Source organism: Pseudomonas monteilii NBRC 103158 = DSM 14164, from assembly GCF_000730605.1.
Taxonomy (GTDB): Bacteria; Pseudomonadota; Gammaproteobacteria; order Pseudomonadales; family Pseudomonadaceae; genus Aquipseudomonas; species Aquipseudomonas monteilii.
Genome location: NZ_BBIS01000017.1, coordinates 92927 through 118450 on the forward strand (window position 1 = coordinate 92927; position 25524 = coordinate 118450).

Genomic DNA, 25524 nt, shown 5'->3' on the forward strand with positions numbered 1-25524 from the left:
CGCTGCAAGCGCGGCGTTACTCGTCGCGGCCTTCGAGCATGGTTCGCTTTAGCATCACATACACCGCGCCGGTACCGCCGTGGCGGGCGCTGCACGAGGCAAAACCGAGCACCTGCGGGTGCTGGCGCAGCCAGGTGTTGACGTGGCTCTTGATCATCGGACGCTTGCCGTCCAGGCGGGCAGCCTTGCCGTGGGTCACCCGCACGCAGCGCACTTCCAGCTTGGTGGCTTCGGCGATGAAGTCCCACAGGGTTTCGCGGGCCTTTTCCACGGTCATGCCGTGCAGGTCGAGGCTGCCTTCGAACGGAATTTGCCCCAGTTTCAGCTTGCGCAACTGGCCTTCCTGCACGCCGTCGCGGCGCCACATCAGCTCGTCTTCAGCGCCAACGTCGATAACGAACTGATCGGACATGCCGTCGATCACCAGGGCCTTGTCACTGCGCACTGTCGCTGCCTGGCGAAGGCCAGCCAGCTGCTGGCGGTCGGCTTTGGGCTTGCCGACTTCGGCACGGTCGTGGCGGATTTGCTTTACGCCGCGCACTTCGGCCTTGAACAGGGAAAAATCGTCGTCTTGCATGATGCCTCCACGTTGGCGGCGTAGTTTACGCGACTGTGGGGCGCAGGTGATACCAAGCCCTCAATCATGCTTCTTCATCAGGTGTGGCGACAGGTTCAACTCCCGCCCGCGACGCAAGCGAATACGGCTACGCCGCCAAAACCGCACACCCAGCCACAGCAGCAGCAAGCCAGCCCCGGTGAGGATGCTGGACAGCGGCTTGTTGGCATTGAGTTCTTGCAGGGCAGGGTAATTGCCCAGCAGGCCGGCAACACCGGCCATGGCCAGCAGTACGCCCAAGGTCGCCAGCAGGGCCGACAGGCCGGCCGCCAGGCGGGCGCCCCAGTTACGCGGTTGGCGCGGGCGCAGGCGCTTGGCGTCGAAACTGCCTTTAAGCTTCATTCCGCTCTCCTCTGTGGATATCCGGAATTCGACCTGCTGCCGCCCATCGGGTTCCGCCCGGCTGCCGGGCGGTCGTGCCCAGCCCCTTAGATCAGGCTGGCGGTGGGGGCCACGCAAGCGAAGTTGTCGGCCATCACGGCCATTTCGCACTGGTGGATCTGTGCGGCCGGGATTACCCCGTCCTTGAAGGCCAGGTCGCGGGTTGCCGAGGCGTCTTCCACCAGGGTGCACCGGTAACCATAGTCCTTGGCGCGGCGCACGGTGGTGCTGACGCTGGAGTGGCTCATGAAACCGCAGACGATCAGGTCCAGGTGGCCGAGCTCCTGCAGGGTTTCGTGCAGTTTGGTGTTCTTGAACGCGTTAGGCATGCGCTTTTCGATGACGATTTCGCCTTCCTGGGGCTCGAGCCCCGGAATGAACTGGCCGGCCGGGCCCTGTGGGTCGAAGCGGCCACCGACAGTGCCCAGGTGGCGCACATGGATGATCGGACGGCCGCTTTTGCGCGCGGCGTCGAGCAACCTGGCGATGTTGGCCACGGCCTCGTCCATGCCCGACAGCTGCAGGGGACCACTGAGGTACTCCTTTTGCGCATCGATGATGATCAGGCTGGCGTGGCTCAGCTTGGCCGGCGGGTAGTCGCGGCCAGTGAGGCGGAACATCGTGGTTGGAACGGACATCAAGGGCTCCTTGGATAGGGCTTTTGTATACCTATTGTCCCCTGCCTTGGCGCCAATGGGAATGGTTGACAACGCAAGCGGCATGGTTACTGGCCTGTGGCTAGCCTTTGGGTAAGGCAAAGGAACAAATGTGCGGGTGGGGCTGTTAGACTTTTGTCCGGTCTGAAATAGGAGTACCCCGTGATCACATCCCGTCTGCGCACGCTGCGCGACTACATCCGCTGGGCGGTCAGCCGCTTCCACGAGCACGACCTGTTCTTCGGCCACGGTGCCGACAACGCCTGGGACGAGGCCCGCCTGCTGGTGCTGGGTGCGGTGCACCTGCCATGGGAGGTGGCCGACAGCTACCTGGACTGCATGCTCGAGGACGACGAGCGGGTACGCCTGCAGCACCTGCTCAAACGCCGCATTGAAGAGCGCGTGCCTGCCGCCTACCTGCTGGGCGAGGCCTGGTTCTGCGGCATGTCGTTCATCGTCGACGAACGGGTACTGGTACCGCGTTCACCCATTGGCGAACTGATCGAAAAACGCTTCGAACCGTGGCTGGCCAGCGAGCCTGCGCGCATTCTCGACCTGTGCACCGGCTCGGGCTGCATCGGCATCGTAGCTGCCGACGTGTTCCCCGAGGCCGAGGTGGTGCTGGCCGACCTGTCGTTCCAGGCGCTTGAGGTGGCCAACCAGAATATCGAACGCCACGGCCTCGACGGCCGCGTGTACACCGTGCAGGGTGATGGCTTTGGCGGCCTGCCGGGGCAGCGTTTCGACCTGATCCTGTCCAACCCGCCGTATGTCGATGCCGAAGACTTCGACGACATGCCGGCCGAGTACCACCACGAGCCCGAGCTGGGCCTGGCCTGCGGCAACGACGGCCTGGACCTGGTGCGGCGCATGCTGGCCGAAGCGGCAGACCATCTGACTGACAAGGGCTTGCTGATTGTCGAGGTGGGCAACAGCCAGGTGCATGTCGAGGCGCTGTACCCTGAGGTGGACTTTGCCTGGCTGGAGTTCGAGCGCGGCGGGCATGGGGTGTTCATGCTGACCGCTGAGCAGTGCCGCCAGCATCAGGAGCTGTTCAAAGCCCGGGTCTGAGCCATTTGGGGCCGCAAAGCGGCCCCAATCTCCATCGGCTCACGCGGTCTCAGCGGGTGGCGATCCAGATCAACAACCCCGCCTGAAACACCGCAAACGCCACCAGACAGGTAATGGTAAAGCGCAACCCGCCGTCTTCGCGCTGGTATTTGGCCACCCGCTCATCACGCTCGCGCAGTTGCCCTTCCTTTTCCTGCAACTGCTGGTCGGCCTGCTGCAGCAGGTTGGCGGCATCCAGAATCTCTACCCGCTGCAGCCGCTCGCTGCTCCAGGCGACCTTGAGCTGGCCCACGGTCATGTCCACGGTACGGCCCTTCAAATGCTGGCTGTCCTCGTACTCCACCTCGATACCCACCCCGCGCAAGCAGTGGTCACGGCGCAGGCGCGAGTCCTCGTTCAACGCATCCTTGCTCGGCAGCGCCATGCCCTCCACCCGATAGTGCGACCACTTGCGCTGCAGCCACTGCACGGCCTGGGCCAGCATGAAGCGGCCGATACCACGGTTCACCGGTTCAAGTTGCAGGCCATGTTCATTGCCGATACGTACCAGGCGCTCGGCATGGTCGACGCGGATGTCCAGGCGGTTCTGCTCTTTGTGTACTTTCTGCCCGGGCAGCTGGATTTCCATGCGCAACAGGCTGTGTGCCTTGTCGTGGCGCTCGGCATAGCCGAACTGTACAAAGCGCAGCGGCCGCGCGCCGGTGCTGCGGTCTGTGGGCAGGGCTGCCAGGCGCAGTAGCTGGAAATGTTCGGCGGCAAGGTCGGCCCAGGGCAGGGCGGCGCTTGGCTGGGGCTCTTCGGCCGGCTCTACGGCGGCGGGGGCGATTGTCATCAGGGCAAGTCCTCGGCTATGCCTGCTGTATCGGCAGGCTTGCCGAGGACCTGAGCCCGATTACTTTACGCGGAAGGCAAATGCTGGATGAACGTCACAATTCGCTCACCCAGCTCGTGTGCCAGCGGTAGTTCTGGGTTGAGGTAGCTGTCGCGCTGCTGGCTCATGCTTTTGGGGCTGATGCGCAGCATGTGGTTCATGCCGTCGATCAGCACCAGCTGTGCATCCGGCTTGGCTGCCTTCAGCCGTTCGGCATCGGCCACATCCACCTGCACATCGTTGCGCCCTTGCACGATCAAGGCGGGCATGGGCAGGCGGGCAAAGGCGGCTGCCGGGTTTTGCTGAAACAGCGAAATCAGGTACGGCTGCACGCTGGGGCGGAACACCTGGCGCAGCGGCGCGGGCACTTCCAGGCTGGTCTGCCCGGCTTGCAGGCGATCGAGTAGGGCGCTGCCCCCGGCCAGTTGCGCTGGTGGCAGGCGACGGGCCAGCTGTTCGCGCAGGACTTCGGCCAGCGGTCGCCCACTGCCGGCCAGGGTGATCACCGCACTGGCACCTGCCTGCTCGGCGGCCAGGCTGGCGATCAGCGCGCCTTCGCTGTGGCCAACAAGGATCAGCTGGCCGAAGCGGGGGTCGGCTTTCAGCTTGTGGCTCCAGGCGACCACATCCGCTACGTAGCGCTCCACGCTGAGGTCGCGCTCGTCAGGCGTGGCCGGCTGGCTGGCGGCCACCCCGCGTTTGTCGTAGCGCACGCTGGCGATGTGCTCGTTGGCCAGCAGCAGGGCCAGGCGCTTGAGGTTGTCGACCCGGCCCGACGCCGGGTTGTTGCCATCGCGGTCGGTGGGGCCGGAGCCGGCGATGATCAGCACCACCGGCGGCGGCGTGGCCTGTTGCGGCAACAGCAGGCTACCGTGCAGCACGCCCTGGCCGGTGTCCAGGTCGATGGGGCGTTGCAGCACGGTGGCGGCGGCGGCCTGGGCCAGGCTGGTGCACAGTAGGAAGAGCAGGGCGACGAGGCGCGACATCATGCAGTACTACATGGGGAGATGCAGCTTTGACCTAATGTTCGTTGGAAGGTTCTCTGGCAGTGCAAGGCTGGCTCGGCCTCTTCGCAGCCCAGCCAGCGAAGAGGCCAGCACAGGCGAGCAAACCATCTGTATACTGCCGCTTTCGTTCACCTCAGGCAGAACTCGCGGAGCGTCCATGTCCGGCAATACCTACGGCAAGCTGTTCACTGTCACCACCGCTGGCGAAAGCCATGGCCCGGCGTTGGTCGCCATTGTCGATGGATGCCCTCCGGGCCTGGAGATTTCCCTGGCCGACCTGCAGCACGACCTCGACCGGCGCAAGCCCGGCACCAGCCGGCACACCACACAGCGTCAGGAAGCCGACGAGGTGGAAATCCTCTCTGGCGTGTTCGAAGGCCGTACCACGGGCTGCTCGATCGGCCTGCTGATTCGCAACACTGACCAGAAGTCCAAGGACTACTCGGCCATCAAGGACCTGTTCCGCCCGGCCCACGCCGACTACACCTACCATCACAAGTACGGCATCCGCGACTACCGTGGTGGTGGCCGCAGCTCGGCCCGTGAAACCGCCATGCGCGTGGCTGCCGGTGCCATTGCCAAGAAATACCTGGCCACCCAGGGCATTACCGTGCGTGGCTACATGAGCCAGCTGGGCCCGATCGAAATCCCGTTCAAGACCTGGGAATCGGTGGAGCAGAACGCTTTCTTCAGCCCCGACCCGGACAAGGTACCGGAGCTCGAGGCCTACATGGACCAGCTGCGCCGGGACCAGGATTCGGTGGGTGCCAAGATCACCGTGGTGGCCGAAGGCGTGATGCCGGGTCTGGGCGAACCGATCTTCGACCGTCTGGACGCAGAACTGGCCCACGCGCTGATGAGCATCAACGCGGTCAAGGGCGTGGAAATTGGTGCCGGCTTCGCCAGCGTTGCCCAGCGTGGTACCGAACACCGTGACGAGTTGACCCCGGAAGGCTTCCTCAGCAACAACGCCGGCGGCATCCTGGGTGGCATTTCCTCGGGCCAGCCGATCGTTGCTCACCTGGCGCTGAAACCGACCTCCAGCATCACCACCCCGGGCCGTTCGATCGACATCGACGGCAACCCGGTGGACGTCATCACCAAAGGCCGCCACGACCCGTGCGTGGGCATCCGCGCTACGCCGATCGCCGAGGCGATGATGGCCATCGCGCTGATGGACCACCTGCTGCGTCACCGTGCGCAGAATGCTGATGTAAAAGTGAATACCCCGGTGCTGGGCCAGCTCTGATTCACTTGTACCTGCCTCTTCGCGGGCACGCCCGCGAAGAGGCAGGTACATGTAACAACATGATTGGCTGAACCCATGTCCCCGATCCCCTACTGGCGCCTGTCCAGCTTCTATCTCTTCTACTTCGCTCTGTTAGGCTCCACCGCCCCCTTCCTGGCGCTGTACTTCGACCACCTGGGCTTCTCCCCGGCACGCATCGGCGAGCTGGTGGCCATCCCCATGCTGATGCGCTGCGTTGCCCCCAACCTGTGGGGCTGGCTGGGCGACCGCACCGGGCAGCGCCTGCTGATCGTGCGCTTGGGGGCGTTATGCACCCTGGCCACCTTCGCCCTGATCTTCTTCGGCAAAAGTTACGCGTGGCTGGCGCTGGTAATGGCCTTGCACGCGTTCTTCTGGCACGCGGTACTGCCCCAGTTCGAGGTCATTACCCTGGCCCACCTGCACGGGCAAACGTCCCGCTACAGCCAGGTGCGCCTGTGGGGCTCGATCGGCTTCATCCTGACCGTGGTCGGCCTGGGCCGCCTGTTCGAATGGCTGAGCCTGGACATCTACCCGGTGGCGTTGGTCACCATCATGGCCGGCATTGTCGCCGCGAGCCTGTGGGTACCCAATGCCCAGCCGGTGGAGCAAGGTGAGCGCAGCAGCGCCGGTGGCTTTTTGCGGCAGCTGCGTGCCCCCGGGGTGGTCGCGTTCTACGCTTGCGTGGCGCTGATGCAGCTCAGCCATGGGCCTTACTACACGTTTCTGACCCTTCACCTGGAGCACCTGGGCTACAGCCGTGGTGCCATCGGCTTGCTGTGGGCGCTGGGGGTGGTGGCCGAAGTGCTGATGTTCATGGTCATGAGCCGCCTGTTCGCCCGCTTCAGCGTGCAGCGGGTGTTGCTGGCCAGTTTCCTGCTGGCGGCCGTACGCTGGCTGTTGCTGGGCAACCTGGCAGGTGAGCCTGCCGTATTGATCTTTGCCCAGTTGCTGCATGCGGCCACTTTTGGCTGCTTCCATGCCGCCAGCATCGCCTTCGTGCAGGCCAGCTTCGGCGCCCGCCAACAAGGCCAGGGCCAGGCGCTGTATGCGGCACTGTCGGGTACCGGGGGCGCATTGGGGGCGTTGTATTCGGGCTACAGCTGGAAACTGCTGGGCCCCACCTTCACCTTTGGTATGGCCAGTGCCGCAGCCTTGGCCGCAGCCGTTATCATTGCCCTTTGTTCGCAACCGACCAGGACCCGCCCCTGATGAGCATTCTCAGTGTTTTCCACCCCTCCAGCCCGGAACTGCCGAACAAGGTGCTGACGCACCACGACGATATCGTCGCCACCCTGGCCGAGCAAGGCGTGCGTTTTGTGCACGCCGGGCATGGCTTGCGGGTGCGCCCTGGTACGGCCGAAGGCGAGGTGCTGGACGCATGCCGTGAGCATCTGGATCAGTTGATGACGGCGCATGGCAGCAAGGCATTCGTGCTGTTGAACCGCGACGGTGAAGACCCGGCGCAGGTCGATGTGCGCGATGAACATGTGCATGACGCCGAAGAGGTGTTTGCCGTAGTCAGCGGCCGTGCGCAGGTTGCCCTGCGTTTGGGCGACCAGGTGTATTCGGTGCTGTGCGAGAAGGGTGACCAGTTGGTGGTGCCGGCGGGGACGCGGCGCTGGGTGGAGCTGGGGGGTACGCCGTTTTGCCTGGCGCTACGGTTGTATGGCAGCGAGCAGGGTGCGCAGGCGCGGTTTACCGGGGATGTGACTGCGCGGGCGTTTCTGGGGATTGACGAGTTGTAGTTGCTTTGCGGGTCTCTTCGCGGGCTTGCCCGCGAAGAGACCCGGTCAGGCAACACAAACCTCAGCGGTAGGTCGGCAGGGCAAACCGCTGCTGGCTCTGCAACATCGAAATCACCGGCAATTCGCTAGCCTGTTCAGCCAGGTCACGGCGAATGGCACTGATCGCCCATGACAGCTGCTCGGCACTGTGCAGTTGCGCATAGGTCAGCACTCGGCGGGTAACCTTGCCATCGGCTGCGCGCAGGGTCAGCAGCACGCCGCCATCGGGACGGGCCTGGGTATTGACCTGGTAAGCAGAAAATACCGAGACGAACTTTTGCTGGATGAGGTCCATATCAACTCCTGGCTGTTGTGTGGCAGACATGAGTAGATATTTGCAGCGACCGTGCCAGATCTGAATTTCATGAAAAAACCAGTAAATACAGGGCGTTACGGAAGTTCTACGAAGGCGCCACCGTGCAGGTTGCATGGTCATGCATTTTGCACAGTGCATTCTGCACGAGTCAGGCATTGCCTATCGGCCCCATAGAAACTGAACCTTTGACCGCACTGGCGTGCCTGACAAACACTTGGGCAATCATTTATGCCAGGAGGTTCCGATGACCCGCCAGACCACCCCCGCCACCATGACCGACGACGAAACCGCCGCATTCGCCGAGCAGGTATTCGAACGTGCCCGCCAAGGCGATGCCGAAATGATCGAGCGCCTGCTCGCCAGCGGCCTGCCGGCCAACCTGCGCAACCATAAGGGCGATACCCTGCTGATGCTGGCCAGCTACCACGGCCACCACGAAGCAGTGCGCGTGCTGCTGGCCCACGGTGCCGACCCGTTGATTGCCAACGACAACGGCCAGCTGCCTATCGCCGGGGCCGCCTTCAAGGGGGACCTGGCGATGATCCGGTTGTTGCTTGAGCACGGCGTCCCTGTGGACGCCGCTGCGCAGGACGGGCGCACGGCTTTGATGCTTGCGGCCATGTTCAATCGCAGCGAGATCCTCGACTACCTGCTGGCCCAAGGCGCCGACCCGGCGCGCCAGGATGCCCGTGGCGCCACTGCGCTGATGGCGGCGCAAACCATGGGGGCCGTAGACGCCGCCGCCCGCCTGCAAACGCTGGCCGGCTAACCACCTGGGGGCATTTGCGGCTATCCTTGGCGACTTTTCACCCGTCGCAGGCCCCCTTTCATGAAAACTCAGTTGCTCGAATTCATCAGCCTCATTGGCGCTGGCTGCATGCGCGAGGCCGACATCGAGCGCATCGCCGACGAGGCCGCCCAGGCCTATGCTGACCCGGCTGCTTTCCTGGCCGCCAACCCCGATATCAACTACGACGACACGTTCCCGATTCCGCTGGGTGAATGGGTGGTGCTGGGCAGCCTGCCGGACACCGTGGTATTCCAGGCTGACAGCTACCAGGACCTGTTCCAGCAGATCAGCGACTCGTTCGACAACAGCGTGCCGTTCACCCTCAAGCCCAAGCAGCTGGCCCGTACCGAGCCACTGACCGCGCTCAACCGCATTCAGGTGCAGATGGGGGCGTTGAACAAAGAGGCTGGGGGTTATGTGCTGCTGAACTTCAGCCAGTTGCTGGATGACGAGCTGCAGATGGTGATGGTGGGGCAGAACGACCTGGCGCGGGTGCTGGAGTTGGGGGCAGAGGTGGGCATCAAGGTGGAGCCGGCTTTGGAAGCCCTGAAGGTCGCCGTCCACATTTGAGTTCGCCTATGGCCTCTTCGCAGGCGAGCCCGCGAAGAGGCCAGTACAGGCAACGTGAAACTTCAGCCCAACGCGGTATCCAGAAACATCATCACCGCAAACCCACCCATCAACCCCAGGGTCGCCGCCGTCTGGTGCCCGTTGCGGTGGGTTTCCGGGATCACTTCGTGGCTGACCACAAAGATCATCGCCCCCGCCGCCAGCCCCATGCTGATTGGATAGGCGAGGGCAAAGCCTGTGGAAATCCCCAGCCCGATCACCGCCCCCAGTGGCTCCATCAGCCCCGAACCTATAGCCACCAGCGCCGCCTTCAGGCTCGACAACCCGGTGGCACGCAGGGCGAGGGCCACGGCCAGCCCCTCAGGGATGTCCTGAATGGCAATAGCGCTGGTCAGCGGCAAGCCGATGCTCATGTCGCCATTGGCGAAGCTCACACCAATGGCCATGCCTTCAGGCAGGTTGTGCAGGGTGATCGCCAGCACGAACAGCCACACCCGGCTGATGCGCTCGGCTTCGGGGCCGCAGGGGCCGGTGCTTTCATGCTCGTGCGGGGTGAAGCGGTCCAGGCCCAGCATCAACAGCACGCCCAACCCCATGCCCAGCACCACGGTAAAGGCCGCAGCCGGGCCGTTGCCGGTAATTTCACGCGCGGCATCCAGGCCCGGCAGAATCAGCGAAAACGAACTGGCCGCCAGCATCATGCCGGCGGCAAAGCCCAGCATTACGTCCTGGGTGCGGGCGCTGACATCGCGCAGCACCACCGCCAGCACAGCGCCCAGCGCGGTAGCCCCAAAGCCGGACAACCCGCCCAACACGGCCAGGTGCAGGTTGTCGGCGTGGTCGCCGTTTACCGCGTTCCACACGCTGGCGCCCAGCAGCACGACCACCGCCAGCAGGCTAAGACCGAGGCCGGCGCTGAGCCAGGGGGTGTTCACGGCCTGCTGGCGCCAGGCGTTCAGCAGTGAGGGTGGGGTGGCGCTTTGCGTGTGGGCGGAGGGCATACGAACCTCGAATCAATGAATACAGGCAGTCTACTCAGAGACCTGCGCCAGCCGCCAAGGATTCGCTTCTATCGGCGCGATAGCTGACTATGCTGTGCAGCAAAGCCTTTTGACAGGAGTTTAAGCATGGGGTCTACATTCAACAGCCTGGTAGGGCTGATCATTCTGGCGCTGGATATCTGGGCCATCCTCAATGTGATCAAGAGTGGCAGCGAGGTGGGCATCAAAGTGTTGTGGATCTTGCTGATCGCTTTGCTGCCGGTGGTGGGGCTGGTTATTTGGGCCATCGCGGGGCCGCGGGGGAATGTGCGCATCTGAAAGGCCGGCACAGACAAAACCCGCAACACCCCAGTGACAAAATTTTCACATTGGTTTAAACAGAATCCGCACCCGCACAATGCTGCGTTGGCCTAGCGCCAGCGCCTCTTCGCAAACCGCAATCCTAGGACCTTCCCATTCATGGCTAACACGGACGCCTTGAAGCAACAGGGCGCGCGAACGTCGTTTTCGCCGACCCTGAAATCCCACCTGGCCTACACGCTGCTCAGTGGCCTGGTGATCATGCTGATGCTCAGCCTGGTGCGCCTGGCGCTGCTGGTCTACAACAGTGACATGGTCGGCGATACGCCGTATTCCACGGTAGCCGAAGGCTTCCTCAACGGCTTGCGCTTCGACCTGCGGGTGGTGGTGTACCTCAGCATCCCGCTGCTGCTGGCGATCCTCAGCCCCTGGGCCATGGCCCGGCGTGGCGTGTTCCGCTTCTGGCTGACCCTTACCTCCAGCGTGGTGATGTTCCTCGGCCTGATGGAGATGGACTTCTACCGCGAGTTCCACCAGCGCCTCAACGGCCTGGTGTTCCAGTACATCAAGGAAGACCCGAAAACCGTCATGAGCATGCTCTGGTACGGCTTCCCGGTGGTGCGCTACCTGCTGGCCTGGGCCTTCGGCACCTGGCTGTTGAGCCTGCTGTTCAAGGGTATTGACCGTGCCACCCGGGGTGAGGGCGTGCAGCGCGTTGCACCGTGGTACAACCGCCTGGCGGTGTTCATGGTGATTTTGCTGGTGGCCGTGGTCGCTGCCCGTGGCACCCTGCGCCAAGGGCCGCCGATGCGCTGGGGTGATGCCTTCACCACCGATTCCAACTTCGTCAACCAGCTGGGCCTGAACGGCACTCTGACCCTGATCGATGCCGCCAAGAGCCGCTTCGGCGAAGACCGCGCCAACATCTGGAAGCCGGTGCTGGAGCAGAACGTGGCCACGCAAAGCGTGCGCGAACAGCTGCTGACCGCCAACGATACCCTGGTCGATGCCGACGAGGCTGCCATCCGCCGTGACTTCGTGCCGCCGGCTGACCGCACCTTGCCGATCAAGAACGTGGTGGTGATCCTGATGGAGAGCTTTGCCGGCCACTCGGTGGGCGCGCTGGGCAGCCCCAACAACATCACCCCGTACTTCGACAAGCTGGCCAAAGAAGGCCTGCTGTTCGACCGCTTCTTCTCCAACGGCACCCATACCCACCAGGGCATGTTTGCCACCATGGCTTGCTTCCCCAACCTGCCAGGCTTCGAGTACCTGATGCAAACCCCGGAAGGCGGCCACAAGCTGTCTGGCCTGCCGGCCCTGCTTAGCGCCCGCGACTACGACGACGTGTACGTCTACAACGGCGACTTTGCCTGGGACAACCAGTCCGGGTTCTTCGGCAACCAGGGCATGACCACCTTCATCGGCCGTAACGACTTCGTCAACCCGGTGTTCTCCGACCCGACCTGGGGTGTGTCCGACCAGGACATGTTCGACCGCGGCAACGAGGAACTGGCCAAGCACGACGGCAAGAAGCCGATCTACGCGCTGCTGCAAACGCTGTCTAACCATACGCCTTACGCGCTGCCGAAAGACCTGCCCGTCGAGAAGGTCACCGGCCAGGGCCGCCTGGACGAGCACCTCACCGCCATGCGTTATTCGGATTGGGCGCTGGGCCAGTTCTTCGAGAAGGCGCGTAAAGAGCCTTACTTCAAGGAAACGCTGTTCGTCATTGTCGGCGACCACGGCTTTGGCAACCACCAGCAGGTCACCGAGCTGGACCTGGGCCGTTTCAACGTACCGTTGCTGCTGATTGCCCCGGGCATTCAGGAGAAGTTCGGTGCGGTGAATCACACCGTGGGTACCCAGGTCGATATCGTGCCGACCATCATGGGCCGCCTGGGTGGCCAGACCCGTCACCAGTGCTGGGGCCGCGACCTGCTCAACCTGCCTGAAGGCGACCAGGGTGTGGGCATGATCAAGCCGTCGGGCAGCGAGCAGATCGTTGGCCTGGTACAGGGCGACCGCATCCTGATCGAGTCCAAGGACATGAGCCCGCGCATGTACCGCTACCAGCTGGGCAGCGAGTTCAAGGCTGAGCTGATCGAAAGCCCGGACCAACCGGAAATGCTCAAGAAGCTCGAAGCGTACATTCAGACCGCGACCAAGAGCTTGCTGGATAACACCGCTGGCGTGGTGCACGGCACACCGAAGTAACGCTGCTACATGGGCCGCATTGCGGCCCATTCGCGGCTAAAGCCGCGAAGAGGCCAGCGCAGACTGAACATTCTCCCAGCCCCAAGGTCAGTTATTCAGGCATCACCCAACTGGTGTTCTTGAATTGAGAGGGCTCGTTCAATGAAAGCGTGGGAAGTCATCTTTGCCGATCAGAAAGGCGAACCGTCCACCATGACCCTGCGGGCCGAGCACTGTCCCAGCGAAGAGGACGCCGCGCGGGCCATCCGTTCGCACCTGTTCCCGGTGATGGACGAGCTGGACCTCAACGACTTCCAGGACCGCACCATTTCCCCCACCGCCCGCTGGCTGAAAGAACATAGCGGCGTGACTATCACCAGCATTCACGAAGCACCCTGATACACACGTTTGCGTGGCGCCTTTGCAGGCACTACGCTACTGGAAGGTGCCGCCTATTCTGCGGGTTGGCACCGCTTCAATTCGCGTCTTGCATCAGCTCGAACTGCCTGGCCAATGACTGCCGGCAGGTGCGTAGTGCACGGAAAGTCTATCCATAGCATTATTCAGGAGGACGATTCATGAGCAGCCAGAACGACGATATCAGCAGCAACGTCCTGCGCCAGATGAAAGCAGGCGGGTTCGACTTCACCCAGATCCACCCCATCGAGTTTTACGCCGTATTCCCCGACGAAGCAGGGGCCCGCCGCGCGGCCGGGCAGTTTCGTGGCGAATCGCTCAATGCCCAGGTGAAGGAGCTGGGCGACGGTGCCTGGCACCTGGAACTGAGCAAGGTCATGTATGCCACCTATGGCGGGATTGGCGACTTTGAAGAGGCCTTTGAACAGTTGGTGACACCTTATGGGGGAGAGGTGGAAGGGTGGGGCGTCAAGCATGAGCGGCCGATTGCCTAAGCGTGTTGTGTTGCCTTTTTCGCGGGTTCGCCCGCGAAGAAGCACACGCGGGCGTCAAGGTCTGCGCTTGGCCATGTGCCCCAGATAGGCCAGCAACGCATCCAGCTCCTGTTCACTCAACACACGCTCGTCAAACCCCGGCATCTTCGCTTGCGGCCATTGCCGCAGGCTTTGCGGGGCCCGAATCAGCTTGCGCAGGTATTCTGGCCGAAAATACTCGGTAGGGTTGTGCGGCACATTCAAATCCGGCCCCACCTGCGCATCCCCTGCACCGTTCAGTCGATGGCACGCCAGGCAATTCTGCTGGAACAATGCAAAACCCTGCAGCACCGGGCTGTCGGCCGGCAGCTTGGGGGCGGGCAGCAGCGCGGGAAAACGCTGCGCCACCGGCGCGAGCATGCGAATGGTGGAAATCTGGAACGGCCACTGCTCCGGGCGGATGCCACTGGCCTGCGGCGCAGTCCACACCAAGTAGAACGGCCCCGCACTCGGCTTGCCCTGGCCCAGTGCCGGCCACGGCTGGCCTGGGTCTTCCACCGCCAGCCAGGCCTGTGCCGGCCCCTGCTGCAACAGTGGCGCAGCGGGCATTTCAGCGGCAAAGCCATCCAGCGCCACGGCCTGCAGGTGATCACCGGCGCTCACGCCTTTTAGCAGCGTGGCCAACGGCACCGCCCGATAGTGCATGGGGCGTTTGTAGGAAACGTCTTGTTCGATGCTGATATCCCGAGCCTGCGGGTGGTCAAGCAGTTCGGTGCTGCTCCACTGGCGCGTATTGGCGCCCAGTTCAAGGTGCAGCTGCGCCGCCGACAGCGGCAGGCTCAGGAGCAACGCTAACAAGGCAAGGCAGTGGCGCATGGGCAATCTCCGACCATCAAGGCCAGCAGGTTACCTGTGTATTGCCCGGTGGCGCCATCGCCACTGTCAGCCGAACAAGCGTGTCAGGTTCGGCAAAATCAGCAGTAAAGTGGTGGCGAAGAGAATGAGCCCAGCTTGGCGAATTTTCGATTGTCTGAACATGGCGGACCGCCTTCTTTTTGTTATTCCTGAATACCCGTTGGCTTCCTTGTCGCACTTCGGGTCGATCGCAGCAACGACGCGTGGCGCCTGAACTGCCTGCCTCTTGAAAGTGGATATACAACCAACAGTAGGGTGTGTGGCATCCATGTTTGAGAACCCTTTCTTCTAACAGTGTTGGTAGATGATTTCTTTTTGCTATGAGGCCATGTGCCAGTCGGCTGGCATGCTCTGGCTAGACAGTGGCGCAAGTACCTGGCGGGCGCCGACGAAATGTGACCGTTCGTCAGTGCAACCTACTTGCTTGTACGTGTCTTTCGCGTCAGTCTCTACAGCAGATTCCCACCCATGTCGTTCAGGACTACCCCTATGTCGTTACGCGTCTGCATCCTTGAAACCGATGTCCTGCGACCGGAGTTGACCGCGCAGTACCAAGGCTACGGCAGGATGTTCGAGCAGCTCTTTTCGCGTCAGCCGATCGCCGCCGAATTCCGTGTGTACAACGTGATGAACGGCGATTATCCCGCCGACAGTGAAGTGTTCGATGCCTACCTGGTGACGGGTAGCAAGGCTGACTCGTTTGGTTCCGACCCGTGGATCCAGACCCTCAAGGCCTACCTGCTGAAATTGTACGAACGTGGCGAGAAGCTGCTGGGGGTGTGTTTTGGCCACCAGTTGCTGGCATTGACCCTGGGTGGCAAGGCCGAGCGGGCCGACAAGGGCTGGGGCGTGGGCATTCATCGCTACTCGCTGGCGGCCCATGCGCCGTGGATGGACCCGGAAGTGTCGGAGCTGACCTTGCTGATCAGCCACCAGGACCAGGTGACCGAATTGCCGGAAGGCGCCACGGTGATTGCTTCCAGCGACTTCTGCCCGAATGCGGCGTACCACATTCGTGACCAGGTGCTGTGCTTCCAGGGCCACCCGGAGTTCGTGCATGACTATTCCCGCGCATTGCTGGATGCGCGTCAGGAATTCCTGGGAGATGAGGTGTACCACAAGGCCGTGGCCAGCCTGGCCACCGAGCACCAGGGCGACCTGGTGGGGGAGTGGATGTTGCGCTTTATCCAGCAGCCGGTGAGCAAGCACGACGCGGCGTAAGAGGCTGGGGGCCTCAAACCGGCCCCCACAATCTCAAAGCCAGCCCGACTTCTTGAAGCTGGCATACAACCCCGCACACCCCAGCCCGATTACACCCAGCACCCCGAAATACCCATAGTGCCAAGCCAGTTCCGGCATGTTCTGGAAGTTCATCCCGTAAACCCCGGCAATGGCCGTGGGGAACGCCAAAATCGCCGCCCAGGCCGCGAACTTGCGCTGAACGATGCTTTGCCGTGACGACTCCAGCAGCATGCCGATCTCGATGGTCTGGCTGGCGATGTCGCGGATGCCGGCCAGGTCTTCCATTTGCCGCGTCACATGAATCTGCACATCACGGAAGTAGGGCCGCATGTTCTTGTCGATGAACGGGAAGCTCAGGCGCTGCAGCTCTTCACTCACTTCCACCATCGGCGCCACATAACGGCGCAGGCGCAGGATGTCGCGGCGCAGGCTGTGCAGGCGGCGGATGTCGTCCTCCTGCAGCGAGCCCCCCAGCACGCTTTGTTCCAGCTCTTCGATCTCGCCATGAATGGCTTCGCTGACCGGCTGGTAGTTTTCTGTCACGAAGTCGAGCAGGGCGTACAGTACGAAGTCTTCGCCATGCTCCAGCAGCAATGGCCGTGCCTCGCAGCGTTGGCGCACCATGGCGTAGGACTTGGAGTGGCCGTTGCGGCAGGTGATGATGTAGCCGTTGCCAGCGAAGATATGGGTTTCGATGAATTCCAGCTTGCCTTCGTGGCGCACCGGCGAATAGGTGACGATGAACAGCGCGTCACCGAAGGTTTCCAGCTTGGGCCGGCTGTGCTTTTCAAGGGCATCTTCAATGGCCAGTTCGTGCAGGTTGAACTGGCACTGCAGGTTGGCCAGCTCCTCGGCGTTGGGCTCTTCCAGGCCGATCCACACGAAATGCCCCGGCTTGCGCGCCCACTCGCTGCCTTCGTCGATGCTGATGTTGGTGACCTTTCTGCCGGCGCTGTACACCGCCGATGCCACGACACGACCCATGGTTGCCCGCTTATTCCGGTTGAACACGGTTACAGCTTGGGCCGTACCCGGCCCAAGAGCAACCCGCTTCAGGCCAGCTCGTGTTCCATGCGGTCGATGCACTGCTGCATCTGCCCGCGGCACTGCTCGATCAGCGCCGGGATGTCCTGCTGTGTCATGCCCGCCGTGACGATGGGTGGCAACGAGCGCACGATCACCGTGCGCTGGCGCCAGCTGTTCAGGCTCATGCGCCTGGCATAGCGGCTGACGCATACCGGCACGATCGGCACGCCGGCCTCGATGGCCATGTGAAACGCGCCCTTCTTGAAGGCCATCAGCTGCTCGCCGGCGTTACGCGTGCCTTCAGGGAAAATCCAGATGGAGGTGTCGTCCTGCAGCACCCGCGTGGTCTTTTGCAGCGCCTTGCGCGCCTGGTAGGCGTTCTTGCGGTCGACCAGCACGTTGCCGCCCAGCCAGAACAGCTGGCCGAACAGCGGGATCCAGCCCAGGCTTTTCTTGCCGATGGCCACGGTGCGTTGTGGTACCACCTGGCCCAATACGAACAGGTCGAAGTTGGACTGGTGGTTGGCGACGATCACGCAACCGGGTGGGTGGTCCCACAGTGGCCCGACCTCGGCCTTGACCTTGATGCGCATCAGCCAGGTGGCTGGCCGGCTGTACAGGTGGGCAAACACCCGGCTGTTGTCGGGGTTGAAGGGGCGGCACAGGCCAATGATCAGGCCCACGGCGCCAACGGCAAGAAAATGCAGCGCCAGCAGGAACATGCGCAACGAATAAAGCATGGTACGACTCACACCAGACAGTCGCCGGACAGTGTACGGGTGTGCACTGATTGCGGCAAACCTTGGTGTGAGCCTGTCCGGTCAACCCATGTGGTGCTGGTCCAGTTCGATCGCCTTGTCCAGCGCCTCCAGCAGCCCTTTGCGCACCTTCAGCTTGGTGTTCTTGTGCGCCAGCATGTTCAGCTTCTTCAGCTCCCGCGCCGCCGCCAGCGCTGCGTCCTGCAACTGTTCAGCCGGCACCACCTTGTCGAGGAAGCCGGCATCCACTGCCGCGACCGGGTCGAACACCTCGGCATTGATCACCGAACGATGGAAAGCCGAACGACGCAGGCGGTCGCGGGCCAATTCGATGCCGGCATGGTGCATGGTCATGCCGATCTGCACTTCGTTCAGGCACACCTTGTACGGCCCTTCGACGCCAATGCGGTAGTCGGCCGACAGCAGCAGGAAGGCGCCCTTGGCCACGGCATTGCCCGGGCAGGCGACCACTACCGGGAACGGGTGCGACAGCAGGCGGCGGGCGAGGGTGGAGCCCGCAGTGACCAGGCTGATGGCCGCTTGAGGGCCGCTGGTCATCACCTTGAGGTCGTAACCGCCCGACAGAATGCCTGGCTGCCCGGTAATGATCACCACGGCACGCTCTTCAGTAGCGCGGTCAAGCGCGGCATTGAAGGCGGTGATGACATCCGGCGAGATGGCGTTGACCTTGCCGTTGTTCAGGGTCAGGGTGGCGATGCCGTCTTCGGCGTGGTAGGTAATCAGCTCGCTCATGGCAGAGTCCTTTTGTTGGCGTGGCGACGACGTTACCCAGCGCCAGAGGCCAGGTAAAGCAGCAAGGCTGACTGGTCGGTCAGCGTTCACCGGGGCTCAAATGCAAATACATGAAAAAACTGAAAAAAATGCTTGCCAAAGGGGAGCGCTTTCACTAAATTAGCGCACCTCGACGGGCCGCACGGCTTGAAGAGAAACGGTGAAGTGTCCGAGTGGTCGAAGGAGCACGCCTGGAAAGTGTGTATACGAGAAATCGTATCAAGGGTTCAAATCCCTTCTTCACCGCCACATTCTGCGAAGAGCCCCCGAGCTGAAAAGTTCGGGGGCTTTTTGCATTCTGGGCCTTGTGCGACGAAAGGGCCGCAAAGCGGCCCTGGCAATCTAGAAGCTGACCGAGGCCGACAGCCGAGCCGTACGCGGTGCCCCCTGGAACAGGTAGTTGTCCCCCAGGTAATCCCCCGCATCGCGCCAGTAGCGTTTGTCGAATACGTTATCCACGGTCAGCCGCAGCACGGTGTCATACCCGGCAATACGCGTGCGGTAGCGGCTGCCAAGGTCGAATACGGTGTACCCGCCAACCTCCACATTCCCCGCCTGGCTTGCATACTTGCTGGCGCTGTACCGTGCCCCGCCCAGCAGCGCCAGCCCCGGCACCGGCAACGTGTATTCCGCGTGCAGCGCTGCCCGGAACCTGGGCACATTGATTGCCTGATGGCCTTCATAAGCATCGGTACCGCTGTTCTGCACCCGCGCCCGAATGGCTGCGGCACTGGCCTGCACTTGCAGGTTCCGGGTCACCCAGCCGCTGGCGCCCAGTTCCAGGCCGGTGTTTTTCTGCTGGCCCTGCTGCACATAGGTGAAGTAGCCCGTGTCGTCGGGGCGTGCGTACTGGTAGGCCTGGCGGATCTGGAACAGCGCGGCGCTGAGGCTAAGGCCTTGCCAGTCATGTTTGAGGCCCAGTTCCAGTTGGTGGGAGGTCGTGGGGGCAAGGATTTCGAATTTGTTCAGCGCAAACCACGGCGCTGTGCCGCCGGCCGACAGGCCCTTGGCATAGCTGGCGTATACCGTGGTGTTCGGCTGCGGCTTATAGATAAGCGCAGCATTGGGCAGCAACTCATACTGGCGGGTATGGCGCCCGGCAACCCCGTTCTCGTCCCAGGTCTTTTCATCCAGGCGCACTTCGCGGGCGCCCAGTACAGTTTGCCATTGCTCGTTGAAGCTGATGCGATCGCTGACGAACAGGCCATACTGGCGGCTGTCCAGGCGGCGTTCGCTGGCGCCAATGGGTTTGTCGGAAGGCGGTTGGGCTGGGGAGCCTGTGTCGATATTTCCGGGGTGTTCCAGAAGCTCGTTGTAGTAGGTGCGTTGATCCAGCGTCCGACGTTGAGCGCTGGTGCCCACGGTCAACTCATGGCTGTTACCGGCAACGTCAAACCGTCCGTTGACCATCGCCTGTGCTTCATCGACACGCCTGGTGTCGTCAGGGCTGCGGAAATCATAGATATCGTAGTCGCCTTCCGGGCTGAAATGAGACTGCCAGCCATCTTCGCTTCCCCAGGCAAACGAACTGTAGTCGTCGATCACCACCTTGCTGCGCGAGGCACTCAAGGTGCCGGTCCAGGCCTCGTTGAAGCGATACTCGAAGCGCCCGCCCAGGTTCAGCGAGTCGTTCTGCACCGGCTTGGCCCAGCTCTGGTACGCCAGACGGTCATCCGGATCGATGCCGTGGGGCACTTCTGTGCCGCCCAGTAATTGGTAACCCGGCACCGAGCGTTGTTCGCGGTGCTGGTATTCGGCATCCAGCTGCAGGGTGGCATCCGGGTTGATCTGCCAGTCGAACGCCAGCGAGGCGAAGTCGCGCTTGCCGTCGGCGTGGTCGACGTAGGAGCGGATGTCTTCATGGGCCAGGTTGGCGCGCAGGCCAAACTGCTTTTCGCTGCCGAACCAGCCGCCCAGGTCGGTGGCCAGGTAGCGTTCGCCTTGCTCGTTGGTCGATACCGTGACGCTGCGCACGTCTTCGGCTCGCTTGGTCACGTAGTTGATCAGGCCGCCCGGCTCAGAAACGCCGCTCTGCAGCCCTGACAGGCCCTTGAGCAATTCCACCTGCTGCTTGTTCTCCAGGGCCACGTTCTGCTCGCCGGCGATGGTCTGGCCATTGATGCGGTAGCTGCTGGCGGCATTCAGCTCGAAGCCGCGCACATTGAAGTTTTCGTAGTAGCCGATGGGGGCATAGCTTTCGCCAACCGAGGCGTCACTTTGCAGCACTTCGCTGAGCTTGCGCACCTGGCGGTCTTCCAGCAGTTGCTGGCTGAACACGCTGACCGAGGCGGGCGTATCGAGCAAGGGCGCGGGCTGAAAGCCACCCACCGCTGCCTGGCGTGCCTGGTAGCCATCGTTGGCATAGGTGTCGGACACCTGTAGCGGCGCCAGCACCACGCTGTCTTCGGCGAGCACATGGGGGCAATGCAGGGCCAGGCCCAGGCTGAGCAGGCTCAGGTGCAGGCGGGGGTGACGCGGTGGCATGCGGGGGCTCCGACCATGAAAAAGGCGGCATCTTAACAGCCGCCTTCTGCATAAAACGATCCGGGCCCCGCGATATTCAGTCCTGGTTGGCGGGCCGCTTGTGCTGCCGCCAACTGTCATCGATCTTTGACCAGGTTTTGCCGTCGGTTATCGCCATGAGCTTGCGCCCATCCTTGAAGGTGGCCAGGAAGGTGGCTTCTTCCTCCTTGCCACCTAGCCACAGCCCGGCCAGCAACCCTACCGGGCCCGCCACCAGAGCGCCGGCCACACCCCAGCCCAGGGCGCTGCTCAGGCTGCGGCTTGATTCCAGGCTGGCCAGCCTGAGGTCGCTGATGCGCGCGAGTGAAATCCGCTCGCCCGGGGAGGGGCTGCGCGGGGTCTTGAGTGTGAGCGATCCGTTGCGATACTCGCCTTCACCTTGCAAGAAATCGCCGGATTGCACCGTGAGTCTTGTCATAAAGTCGTCCTGTCAGGGAAAGGGCATTGACCAGCGCCTACTGAGCGCTGCCCGGGCAGGCAAGTCAACGGCAATACGACGGAGGGTAGTGCGGTGCGATGTCGCCCCTGTGTCAATCAAGCGGCCTTTCGATTGGCCAGCCCCCACGCCAGCAACGCCAGCCCGCCTATCACCAGGCCTGCTACCACAATGCCCATCCAGCCTTGGTGCTGGAACAACTGTGTGCCCAGCAGCGACCCCAGCGCCCCGCCAATGAAGTAGCAGGTGATGTACCCAGCATTCAGCCGTGTGCGTGCCTCGGGCCGCAGGGCAATCACTGCGTTCTGGTTGCTCACGTGCACCAGTTGCACTGCCAGGTCGAGCATCAACACACCCAGCAGCAAGGCCAGCAGCGACTGCTGGGCAAACCCCAGCGGCACCCATGACAGCAGCAATACGACCAGGCCCACAGTGGTACCCAGCGAGCCTTTGCCACGGTCTGCCAGCCGCCCGGCCCAGTTGGCCGACAGCGCACCCGCCGCACCGGCCAGACCGAACAGGCCGATCACGGCATCCGAATAGTGGTAGGGGCCTTGTGCGAGCAGAAACGCCAGCGGTGTCCAGAACAGTGCGAACAGGCTGAACGCCAGCAACCCAAGCAGCGAGCGCAGGCGCAGCACGGGCTCTTCGAAGAACAGGCGGAACACCGAAGCGATCAGCGCCGGGTACTTCAGCCCGGCATGGCTATGGTGCTGTGGCAAGCTGCGGTACAGCGCCAAGGCGGTAATCGCCATCAACACGGCGGCCAGCACATAGATGCTACGCCAGCCGCCCAGTTCGGCCATGAAGCCGGCTGCGGTGCGCGCCAGCAGGATGCCCAGCAGCAGGCCGCTCATCAGCGTGCCGACCGCACGGCCGCGCTGATGTGGCTCGCTCAGTGTCGCGGCCATTGGGACCAGGATCTGCGCCACCACCGAGAACAGCCCGGTCAGCGCCGTGCCCAGGATCAGCCAGGGCAGGCTCGGCGCACAGGCACTGATGACAAGGCCCAGCGTGGAAACAGCGGTCATTACGGTGATCAGCCGGCGCTGCTCGAACAGGTCACCCAGCGGCGCGAGCAACAACAGGCCGGCGCCATAACTGAGCTGTGCGGCAATGACGATGCTGCCAGCGCTGGCAGTGCTCAGGCCGAACTGCTCGGCGATGCTGTGCAGCAGTGGTTGGGCGTAGTAATTGCTGGCCACGGCCAGGCCGGTGGCGGTGGCCATCAGCAGGATCAGGGCGCGGCTTAGACTGGGGGCGTTCATGCGGTTCTCGTGGCGGGCAGTAGTAAGTGGGAGGATTATCAGGGAGTGTCTGGCATGACACCAATGTATAGTTTTCAACTTATCCATCTTGAAAGCAGATAGATGCATGAACCTCAAGCAGCTCGAATATGCCCTTGCCGTTGCCGACACGGGCAGCTTTACCCGCGCGGCCGAGCGCTGCCATGTGGTGCAGTCGGCGCTTAGCCATCAGGTGGCGCGGCTGGAGGCACAGTTGGGCGTCAGCCTGTTCGAGCGTAGTTCGCGACGGGTGCGCCTGACCCCTGCCGGCGAGGCTTTTGTGCTCAGCGCCCGGCCGGCGGTGGAAGCGGCCAGACGCATTGCCGATGACGTGGCGGCGGCTTGCGGGCAGGTGCGCGGGCGACTGGCGATTGGTGAAATCAGCTCGCTCACGGCGTTGGACCTGGTCGACCTGCTGGCACTGTTCCACGGTCGTTTCCCGGATGTGGATGTGCGTTGGATCACGGCCAAGAGCGAATTGCTGATCGTCGATGTGGTCGAGCGGCGCCTGGATGTGGGCTTTATTGGCCTGTGGCAGGGCGAGGTCGTGCAGGGCGTGGAGCATCGCTTGCTGGCCAGGGAGGAACTGGTGGCGTTGTTGCCGGTTGATCATCGACTTGCCGGCCGTACGCCGTTGGCGTTGGCCGACCTGGCGGACGAAGTGCTGGTGGACTTCCCCGAAGGCACCGGGGCACGGCGGCAGACGGATGAGGCGTTTCACGCCGCAGGGTTGCAGCGCCGGGTGCAGTTTGAGATCGGGCATGTGCGTCTGGTGGAAAAGTTTGTGCAGCGGGGCATGGCGGTGGGCCTTGTGCCGGAGCGGGTGGCCCAGGGTTTCGAAGGTGTGACGGTGGCGCGGTTGGTGGATGCGCCGGTGCGGCACTTGTATGCCGTGTGGTCCTCCAGCCCGACGCCCGCTGCCCGGGCTTTTCTTGAGGTGATGGAACAGCGGCTGGGGTCTGGGAGTTGATAAGCCTGTACCGGCCCTATCGCTGGCACAGGCAGCCCATCAACTCAAGCGGCAAACCCGCCATCAATCGTCAAGCTTGCTCCAGTGATGTACCCGGCTTCTGGGCCCGCGAGGTAAGCCACAAAGCTGGCAATCTCATCCGCCTCGCCATACCGCCCAATCGCCATCAGCGGGATCAGGCTCTCGGCAAACTCGCCACTGGCCGGGTTCATGTCGGTGTCCACCGGCCCTGGCTGCACGTTGTTCACGGTAATGCCTTGCGGCCCCAGGTCACGGGCCATGCCGCGGGTCAGGCCAACCAACGCCGACTTGCTCATGGCATAGGGTGCGCCACCGGCAAACGGCATGCGCTCGGCGTTGGTGCTGCCGATGTTGATGATGCGCCCGCCCTGGCCCATGTAGCGTGCGGCAGCCTGGCTGGCGACGAACACGCTGCGCACATTCACCGCCAGCATGCGGTCGAAGTCGGCCAGGTCGAATTCGGTGACCGGTGCTACTGCCAGTACGCCGGCGTTGTTGACCAGAATATCCAGCCGGCCGAAGGCCTTCACGGCGTCATCCACCGCCAGCTGCACGGCTGCTGCATCGGCACTGTCGGCCCGCAGGGCCAGGGCCTTGCCGCCGTTTTCGGTAATTTCCCGGGCCAGTGCTTCTGCCGGGCCGGCAGAGCTGACATAGGTGAAGGCTACGTGTGCGCCTTCGCGGGCCAGGCGCCGCACGATGGCCGCACCAATGCCACGGGAACCGCCCTGTACCAGGGCCACTTTGCCTTCGAGTGTAAGTTGCTTGGACATGCTGATCTCCTGCTGGAAGCCAGGCCGGAATGCCTTGGATGGGCGCAGTATCGGCGCTCGATTACCTGCTGATAAGATGGCAATCACTATCAGCAGAGTAAACCTTTGGTTGCCAATCATGGCCATGGAATCGTTCAACGCGTTGGAGTGCTTCATCCGCAGTGCCGAGGTCGGCAGCTTTGCCGAGGCTGCCAGGCGCCTGAGCATTACCCCGGCCGCTGTGGGCAAACATGTGGCTCAGCTGGAGGCGCGCCTGGGGGTGCGGTTGTTCCAGCGTAGTACCCGCAAGCTGACTTTGACCGAAGCGGGGCAGCGTTTTCTTGGTGAGGTCAGTGACAGCTTCCGCACTATCCAGTACGCCGTGGCCAACCTGGCCAGTGCCGAAGGTCAGCCGGCCGGCCTTTTGCGGGTAAGTATGGGGACGGTGTTCGGGCGCTTGTACGTGTTGCCGTTGCTGAGTGAGTTTTTGCGCCGCTACCCGGCCATTACCCCGGACTGGCATTTCGACAACCGCCAGGTCGACTTGATTGGCCAAGGGTTCGATGCAGCGATTGGCGGTGGTTTTGAACTGCCGCCGGGGGTGGTGGCGCGCAAGCTGACCCCTGCGCACCGGGTGTTGGTGGCGGCGCCGGTGTACCTTGAGCGGCATACGCCGATTGCAGACCCAGAGGTGCTGCAACGCCACGACGGCATCCTGATCCGCTCACCGCAGACCGGGCGGGTGCGTTCGTGGCCGTTGACCAGCCGCTGGCAGGTGCAACAGCCGTTGCAGCTGCGTCAGGCGATGACCATGAGCGATTCGGATGCGGCGTGCGCGGTGGCCGAGCAGGGGCTGGGGATTGCCTTGGTGAGCCTGCCGTTTGCCGTGCCCTACCTGCAGGGCGGGCGGCTGCGTCGGGTGTTGCCGGACTGGTATGTGGACGACGGGCACATCAGCCTGTATTTCGCCGAGCACAAGCTGTTGCCGGGCAAGACCCGGGCGTTTATCGATTTTGTGGTGGAGAAGTTTGCCGAGCAGGGGTTGGCGGGGCGGTTTGATGCCTTGCAGACGTTGTAAAGGCCC

28 protein-coding genes and 1 tRNA gene are annotated in these 25524 nt (G+C 63.0%); 14 read left to right on the forward strand and 15 right to left on the reverse strand.

Annotated elements, in window-relative coordinates:
* Positions 1–16: 16 nt before the first annotated feature.
* The 3 genes from PM2_RS10125 to PM2_RS10135 form a co-directional block, all read right to left on the reverse strand.
* A complete protein-coding gene (locus PM2_RS10125) occupies positions 17–577 on the reverse strand; it encodes a Smr/MutS family protein (RefSeq protein WP_016715062.1) in 561 nt (186 codons plus the stop codon).
* Positions 578–637: 60 nt separating this feature from the next.
* Entirely contained in the window at positions 638–958 is a 321-nt protein-coding gene (locus PM2_RS10130; protein ID WP_016715063.1) for a hypothetical protein, read from the reverse strand.
* 86 nt (positions 959–1044) lie between these two features.
* The gene (locus tag PM2_RS10135; RefSeq protein WP_016715064.1) at positions 1045–1635 is read right to left on the reverse strand and encodes a cysteine hydrolase family protein; all 591 of its coding nucleotides are present in this window, start codon (positions 1633–1635) and stop codon (positions 1045–1047) included.
* A 180-nt stretch (positions 1636–1815) separates the two neighbouring features.
* On the opposite strand from PM2_RS10135, the gene prmB reads away from it, so the two are divergent.
* The gene (prmB, locus tag PM2_RS10140; protein ID WP_016715065.1) at positions 1816–2724 is read left to right on the forward strand and encodes a 50S ribosomal protein L3 N(5)-glutamine methyltransferase; all 909 of its coding nucleotides are present in this window, start codon (positions 1816–1818) and stop codon (positions 2722–2724) included.
* Between the two features lie 49 nt (positions 2725–2773).
* Here prmB and PM2_RS10145 read toward each other — a convergent pair whose 3' ends face one another.
* Together PM2_RS10145 and PM2_RS10150 are read right to left on the reverse strand one after the other, a co-directional pair.
* A complete protein-coding gene (locus PM2_RS10145; protein WP_016715066.1) occupies positions 2774–3556 on the reverse strand; it encodes a hypothetical protein in 783 nt (260 codons plus the stop codon).
* Positions 3557–3621: 65 nt separating this feature from the next.
* Positions 3622–4584 carry an alpha/beta hydrolase gene (locus PM2_RS10150; protein WP_028698658.1) on the reverse strand — a complete coding sequence of 321 codons (963 nt, stop codon included), beginning with the start codon at positions 4582–4584 and terminating at the stop codon, positions 3622–3624.
* A 175-nt stretch (positions 4585–4759) separates the two neighbouring features.
* Between PM2_RS10150 and aroC the strand changes: the two genes are divergently transcribed.
* The 3 genes from aroC (at position 4760) to PM2_RS10165 (ending at position 7617) form a co-directional block, all read left to right on the forward strand.
* Positions 4760–5851, forward strand: coding sequence for a chorismate synthase (gene aroC / locus PM2_RS10155; protein WP_016715068.1), 1092 nt, complete (start codon positions 4760–4762; stop codon positions 5849–5851).
* Positions 5852–5926: 75 nt separating this feature from the next.
* A complete protein-coding gene (locus PM2_RS10160; protein ID WP_016715069.1) occupies positions 5927–7081 on the forward strand; it encodes an MFS transporter in 1155 nt (384 codons plus the stop codon).
* Positions 7081–7617, forward strand: a complete 537-nt coding sequence (locus PM2_RS10165) for an oxidase (protein WP_016715070.1) — start codon at positions 7081–7083, stop codon at positions 7615–7617. The genes PM2_RS10160 and PM2_RS10165 overlap by 1 nt, the downstream gene beginning before the upstream one ends.
* A 61-nt stretch (positions 7618–7678) precedes the next feature.
* Here PM2_RS10165 and PM2_RS10170 read toward each other — a convergent pair whose 3' ends face one another.
* The gene (locus PM2_RS10170; RefSeq protein ID WP_016715071.1) at positions 7679–7951 is read right to left on the reverse strand and encodes a DUF3509 domain-containing protein; all 273 of its coding nucleotides are present in this window, start codon (positions 7949–7951) and stop codon (positions 7679–7681) included.
* 265 nt (positions 7952–8216) lie between these two features.
* Between PM2_RS10170 and PM2_RS10175 the strand changes: the two genes are divergently transcribed.
* Positions 8217–8741, forward strand: coding sequence for an ankyrin repeat domain-containing protein (locus tag PM2_RS10175; RefSeq protein WP_016715072.1), 525 nt, complete (start codon positions 8217–8219; stop codon positions 8739–8741).
* Between the two features lie 60 nt (positions 8742–8801).
* Positions 8802–9332 (forward strand): hypothetical protein, encoded by a 531-nt coding sequence (locus PM2_RS10180; protein ID WP_016715073.1) that lies wholly within the window; start codon positions 8802–8804, stop codon positions 9330–9332.
* A 62-nt stretch (positions 9333–9394) separates the two neighbouring features.
* Here the strand turns inward: PM2_RS10180 and PM2_RS10185 are convergent, their stop codons facing one another.
* The gene (locus tag PM2_RS10185) at positions 9395–10333 is read right to left on the reverse strand and encodes a ZIP family metal transporter (protein WP_016715074.1); all 939 of its coding nucleotides are present in this window, start codon (positions 10331–10333) and stop codon (positions 9395–9397) included.
* Positions 10334–10459: 126 nt separating this feature from the next.
* On the opposite strand from PM2_RS10185, the gene PM2_RS10190 reads away from it, so the two are divergent.
* From PM2_RS10190 to PM2_RS10205, 4 genes are all read left to right on the forward strand, one after another.
* Entirely contained in the window at positions 10460–10651 is a 192-nt protein-coding gene (locus PM2_RS10190; protein WP_012271091.1) for a PLDc N-terminal domain-containing protein, read from the forward strand.
* 141 nt (positions 10652–10792) lie between these two features.
* The gene (locus PM2_RS10195) at positions 10793–12850 is read left to right on the forward strand and encodes an LTA synthase family protein (protein ID WP_016715075.1); all 2058 of its coding nucleotides are present in this window, start codon (positions 10793–10795) and stop codon (positions 12848–12850) included.
* Between the two features lie 141 nt (positions 12851–12991).
* On the forward strand, positions 12992–13228 hold the full coding sequence (locus PM2_RS10200; protein WP_016715076.1) for a hypothetical protein: 237 nt from the start codon (positions 12992–12994) through the stop codon (positions 13226–13228).
* Positions 13229–13407: 179 nt separating this feature from the next.
* Entirely contained in the window at positions 13408–13740 is a 333-nt protein-coding gene (locus tag PM2_RS10205; RefSeq protein ID WP_016715077.1) for a ribonuclease E inhibitor RraB, read from the forward strand.
* Positions 13741–13794: 54 nt separating this feature from the next.
* Here PM2_RS10205 and PM2_RS10210 read toward each other — a convergent pair whose 3' ends face one another.
* On the reverse strand, positions 13795–14595 hold the full coding sequence (locus PM2_RS10210; RefSeq protein WP_016715078.1) for a cytochrome c: 801 nt from the start codon (positions 14593–14595) through the stop codon (positions 13795–13797).
* A 528-nt stretch (positions 14596–15123) separates the two neighbouring features.
* Between PM2_RS10210 and PM2_RS10215 the strand changes: the two genes are divergently transcribed.
* On the forward strand, positions 15124–15855 hold the full coding sequence (locus tag PM2_RS10215; RefSeq protein ID WP_019096934.1) for an amidotransferase: 732 nt from the start codon (positions 15124–15126) through the stop codon (positions 15853–15855).
* A 33-nt stretch (positions 15856–15888) separates the two neighbouring features.
* Here PM2_RS10215 and PM2_RS10220 read toward each other — a convergent pair whose 3' ends face one another.
* The 3 genes from PM2_RS10220 to PM2_RS10230 all read right to left on the reverse strand — a co-directional run bounded on the left by PM2_RS10220 (position 15889) and on the right by PM2_RS10230 (position 18413).
* Positions 15889–16860 (reverse strand): magnesium and cobalt transport protein CorA, encoded by a 972-nt coding sequence (locus PM2_RS10220; protein ID WP_016715080.1) that lies wholly within the window; start codon positions 16858–16860, stop codon positions 15889–15891.
* Positions 16861–16928: 68 nt separating this feature from the next.
* Positions 16929–17642, reverse strand: coding sequence for a lysophospholipid acyltransferase family protein (locus tag PM2_RS10225; protein WP_016715081.1), 714 nt, complete (start codon positions 17640–17642; stop codon positions 16929–16931).
* Positions 17643–17723: 81 nt separating this feature from the next.
* Complete coding sequence (locus PM2_RS10230) at positions 17724–18413, reverse strand: crotonase/enoyl-CoA hydratase family protein (RefSeq protein ID WP_016715082.1); 690 nt, start codon at positions 18411–18413, stop codon at positions 17724–17726.
* Positions 18414–18611: 198 nt separating this feature from the next.
* Between PM2_RS10230 and PM2_RS10235 the strand changes: the two genes are divergently transcribed.
* Positions 18612–18701 (forward strand) — tRNA-Ser (locus PM2_RS10235).
* 93 nt (positions 18702–18794) lie between these two features.
* Here the strand turns inward: PM2_RS10235 and PM2_RS10240 are convergent.
* The 3 genes from PM2_RS10240 to PM2_RS10250 all read right to left on the reverse strand — a co-directional run bounded on the left by PM2_RS10240 (position 18795) and on the right by PM2_RS10250 (position 22679).
* Positions 18795–20936, reverse strand: coding sequence for a TonB-dependent siderophore receptor (locus PM2_RS10240; RefSeq protein WP_028698657.1), 2142 nt, complete (start codon positions 20934–20936; stop codon positions 18795–18797).
* Positions 20937–21012: 76 nt separating this feature from the next.
* Positions 21013–21393, reverse strand: coding sequence for a hypothetical protein (locus tag PM2_RS10245; RefSeq protein ID WP_016715084.1), 381 nt, complete (start codon positions 21391–21393; stop codon positions 21013–21015).
* Between the two features lie 116 nt (positions 21394–21509).
* Positions 21510–22679: an MFS transporter gene (locus tag PM2_RS10250; RefSeq protein ID WP_016715085.1), complete on the reverse strand. Its 1170-nt coding sequence runs from the start codon at positions 22677–22679 to the stop codon at positions 21510–21512.
* A gap of 106 nt (positions 22680–22785) precedes the next feature.
* Here PM2_RS10250 and PM2_RS10255 point away from each other — a divergent pair, with 106 nt between their 5' ends.
* The gene (locus PM2_RS10255; RefSeq protein ID WP_016715086.1) at positions 22786–23667 is read left to right on the forward strand and encodes a LysR family transcriptional regulator; all 882 of its coding nucleotides are present in this window, start codon (positions 22786–22788) and stop codon (positions 23665–23667) included.
* A gap of 44 nt (positions 23668–23711) precedes the next feature.
* Here the strand turns inward: PM2_RS10255 and PM2_RS10260 are convergent, their stop codons facing one another.
* Positions 23712–24461, reverse strand: coding sequence for a 3-oxoacyl-ACP reductase family protein (locus tag PM2_RS10260; protein ID WP_016715087.1), 750 nt, complete (start codon positions 24459–24461; stop codon positions 23712–23714).
* Between the two features lie 118 nt (positions 24462–24579).
* Here PM2_RS10260 and PM2_RS10265 point away from each other — a divergent pair, with 118 nt between their 5' ends.
* The gene (locus PM2_RS10265; protein ID WP_028698656.1) at positions 24580–25518 is read left to right on the forward strand and encodes a LysR family transcriptional regulator; all 939 of its coding nucleotides are present in this window, start codon (positions 24580–24582) and stop codon (positions 25516–25518) included.
* The last annotated feature ends 6 nt before the right edge of the window (positions 25519–25524 follow it).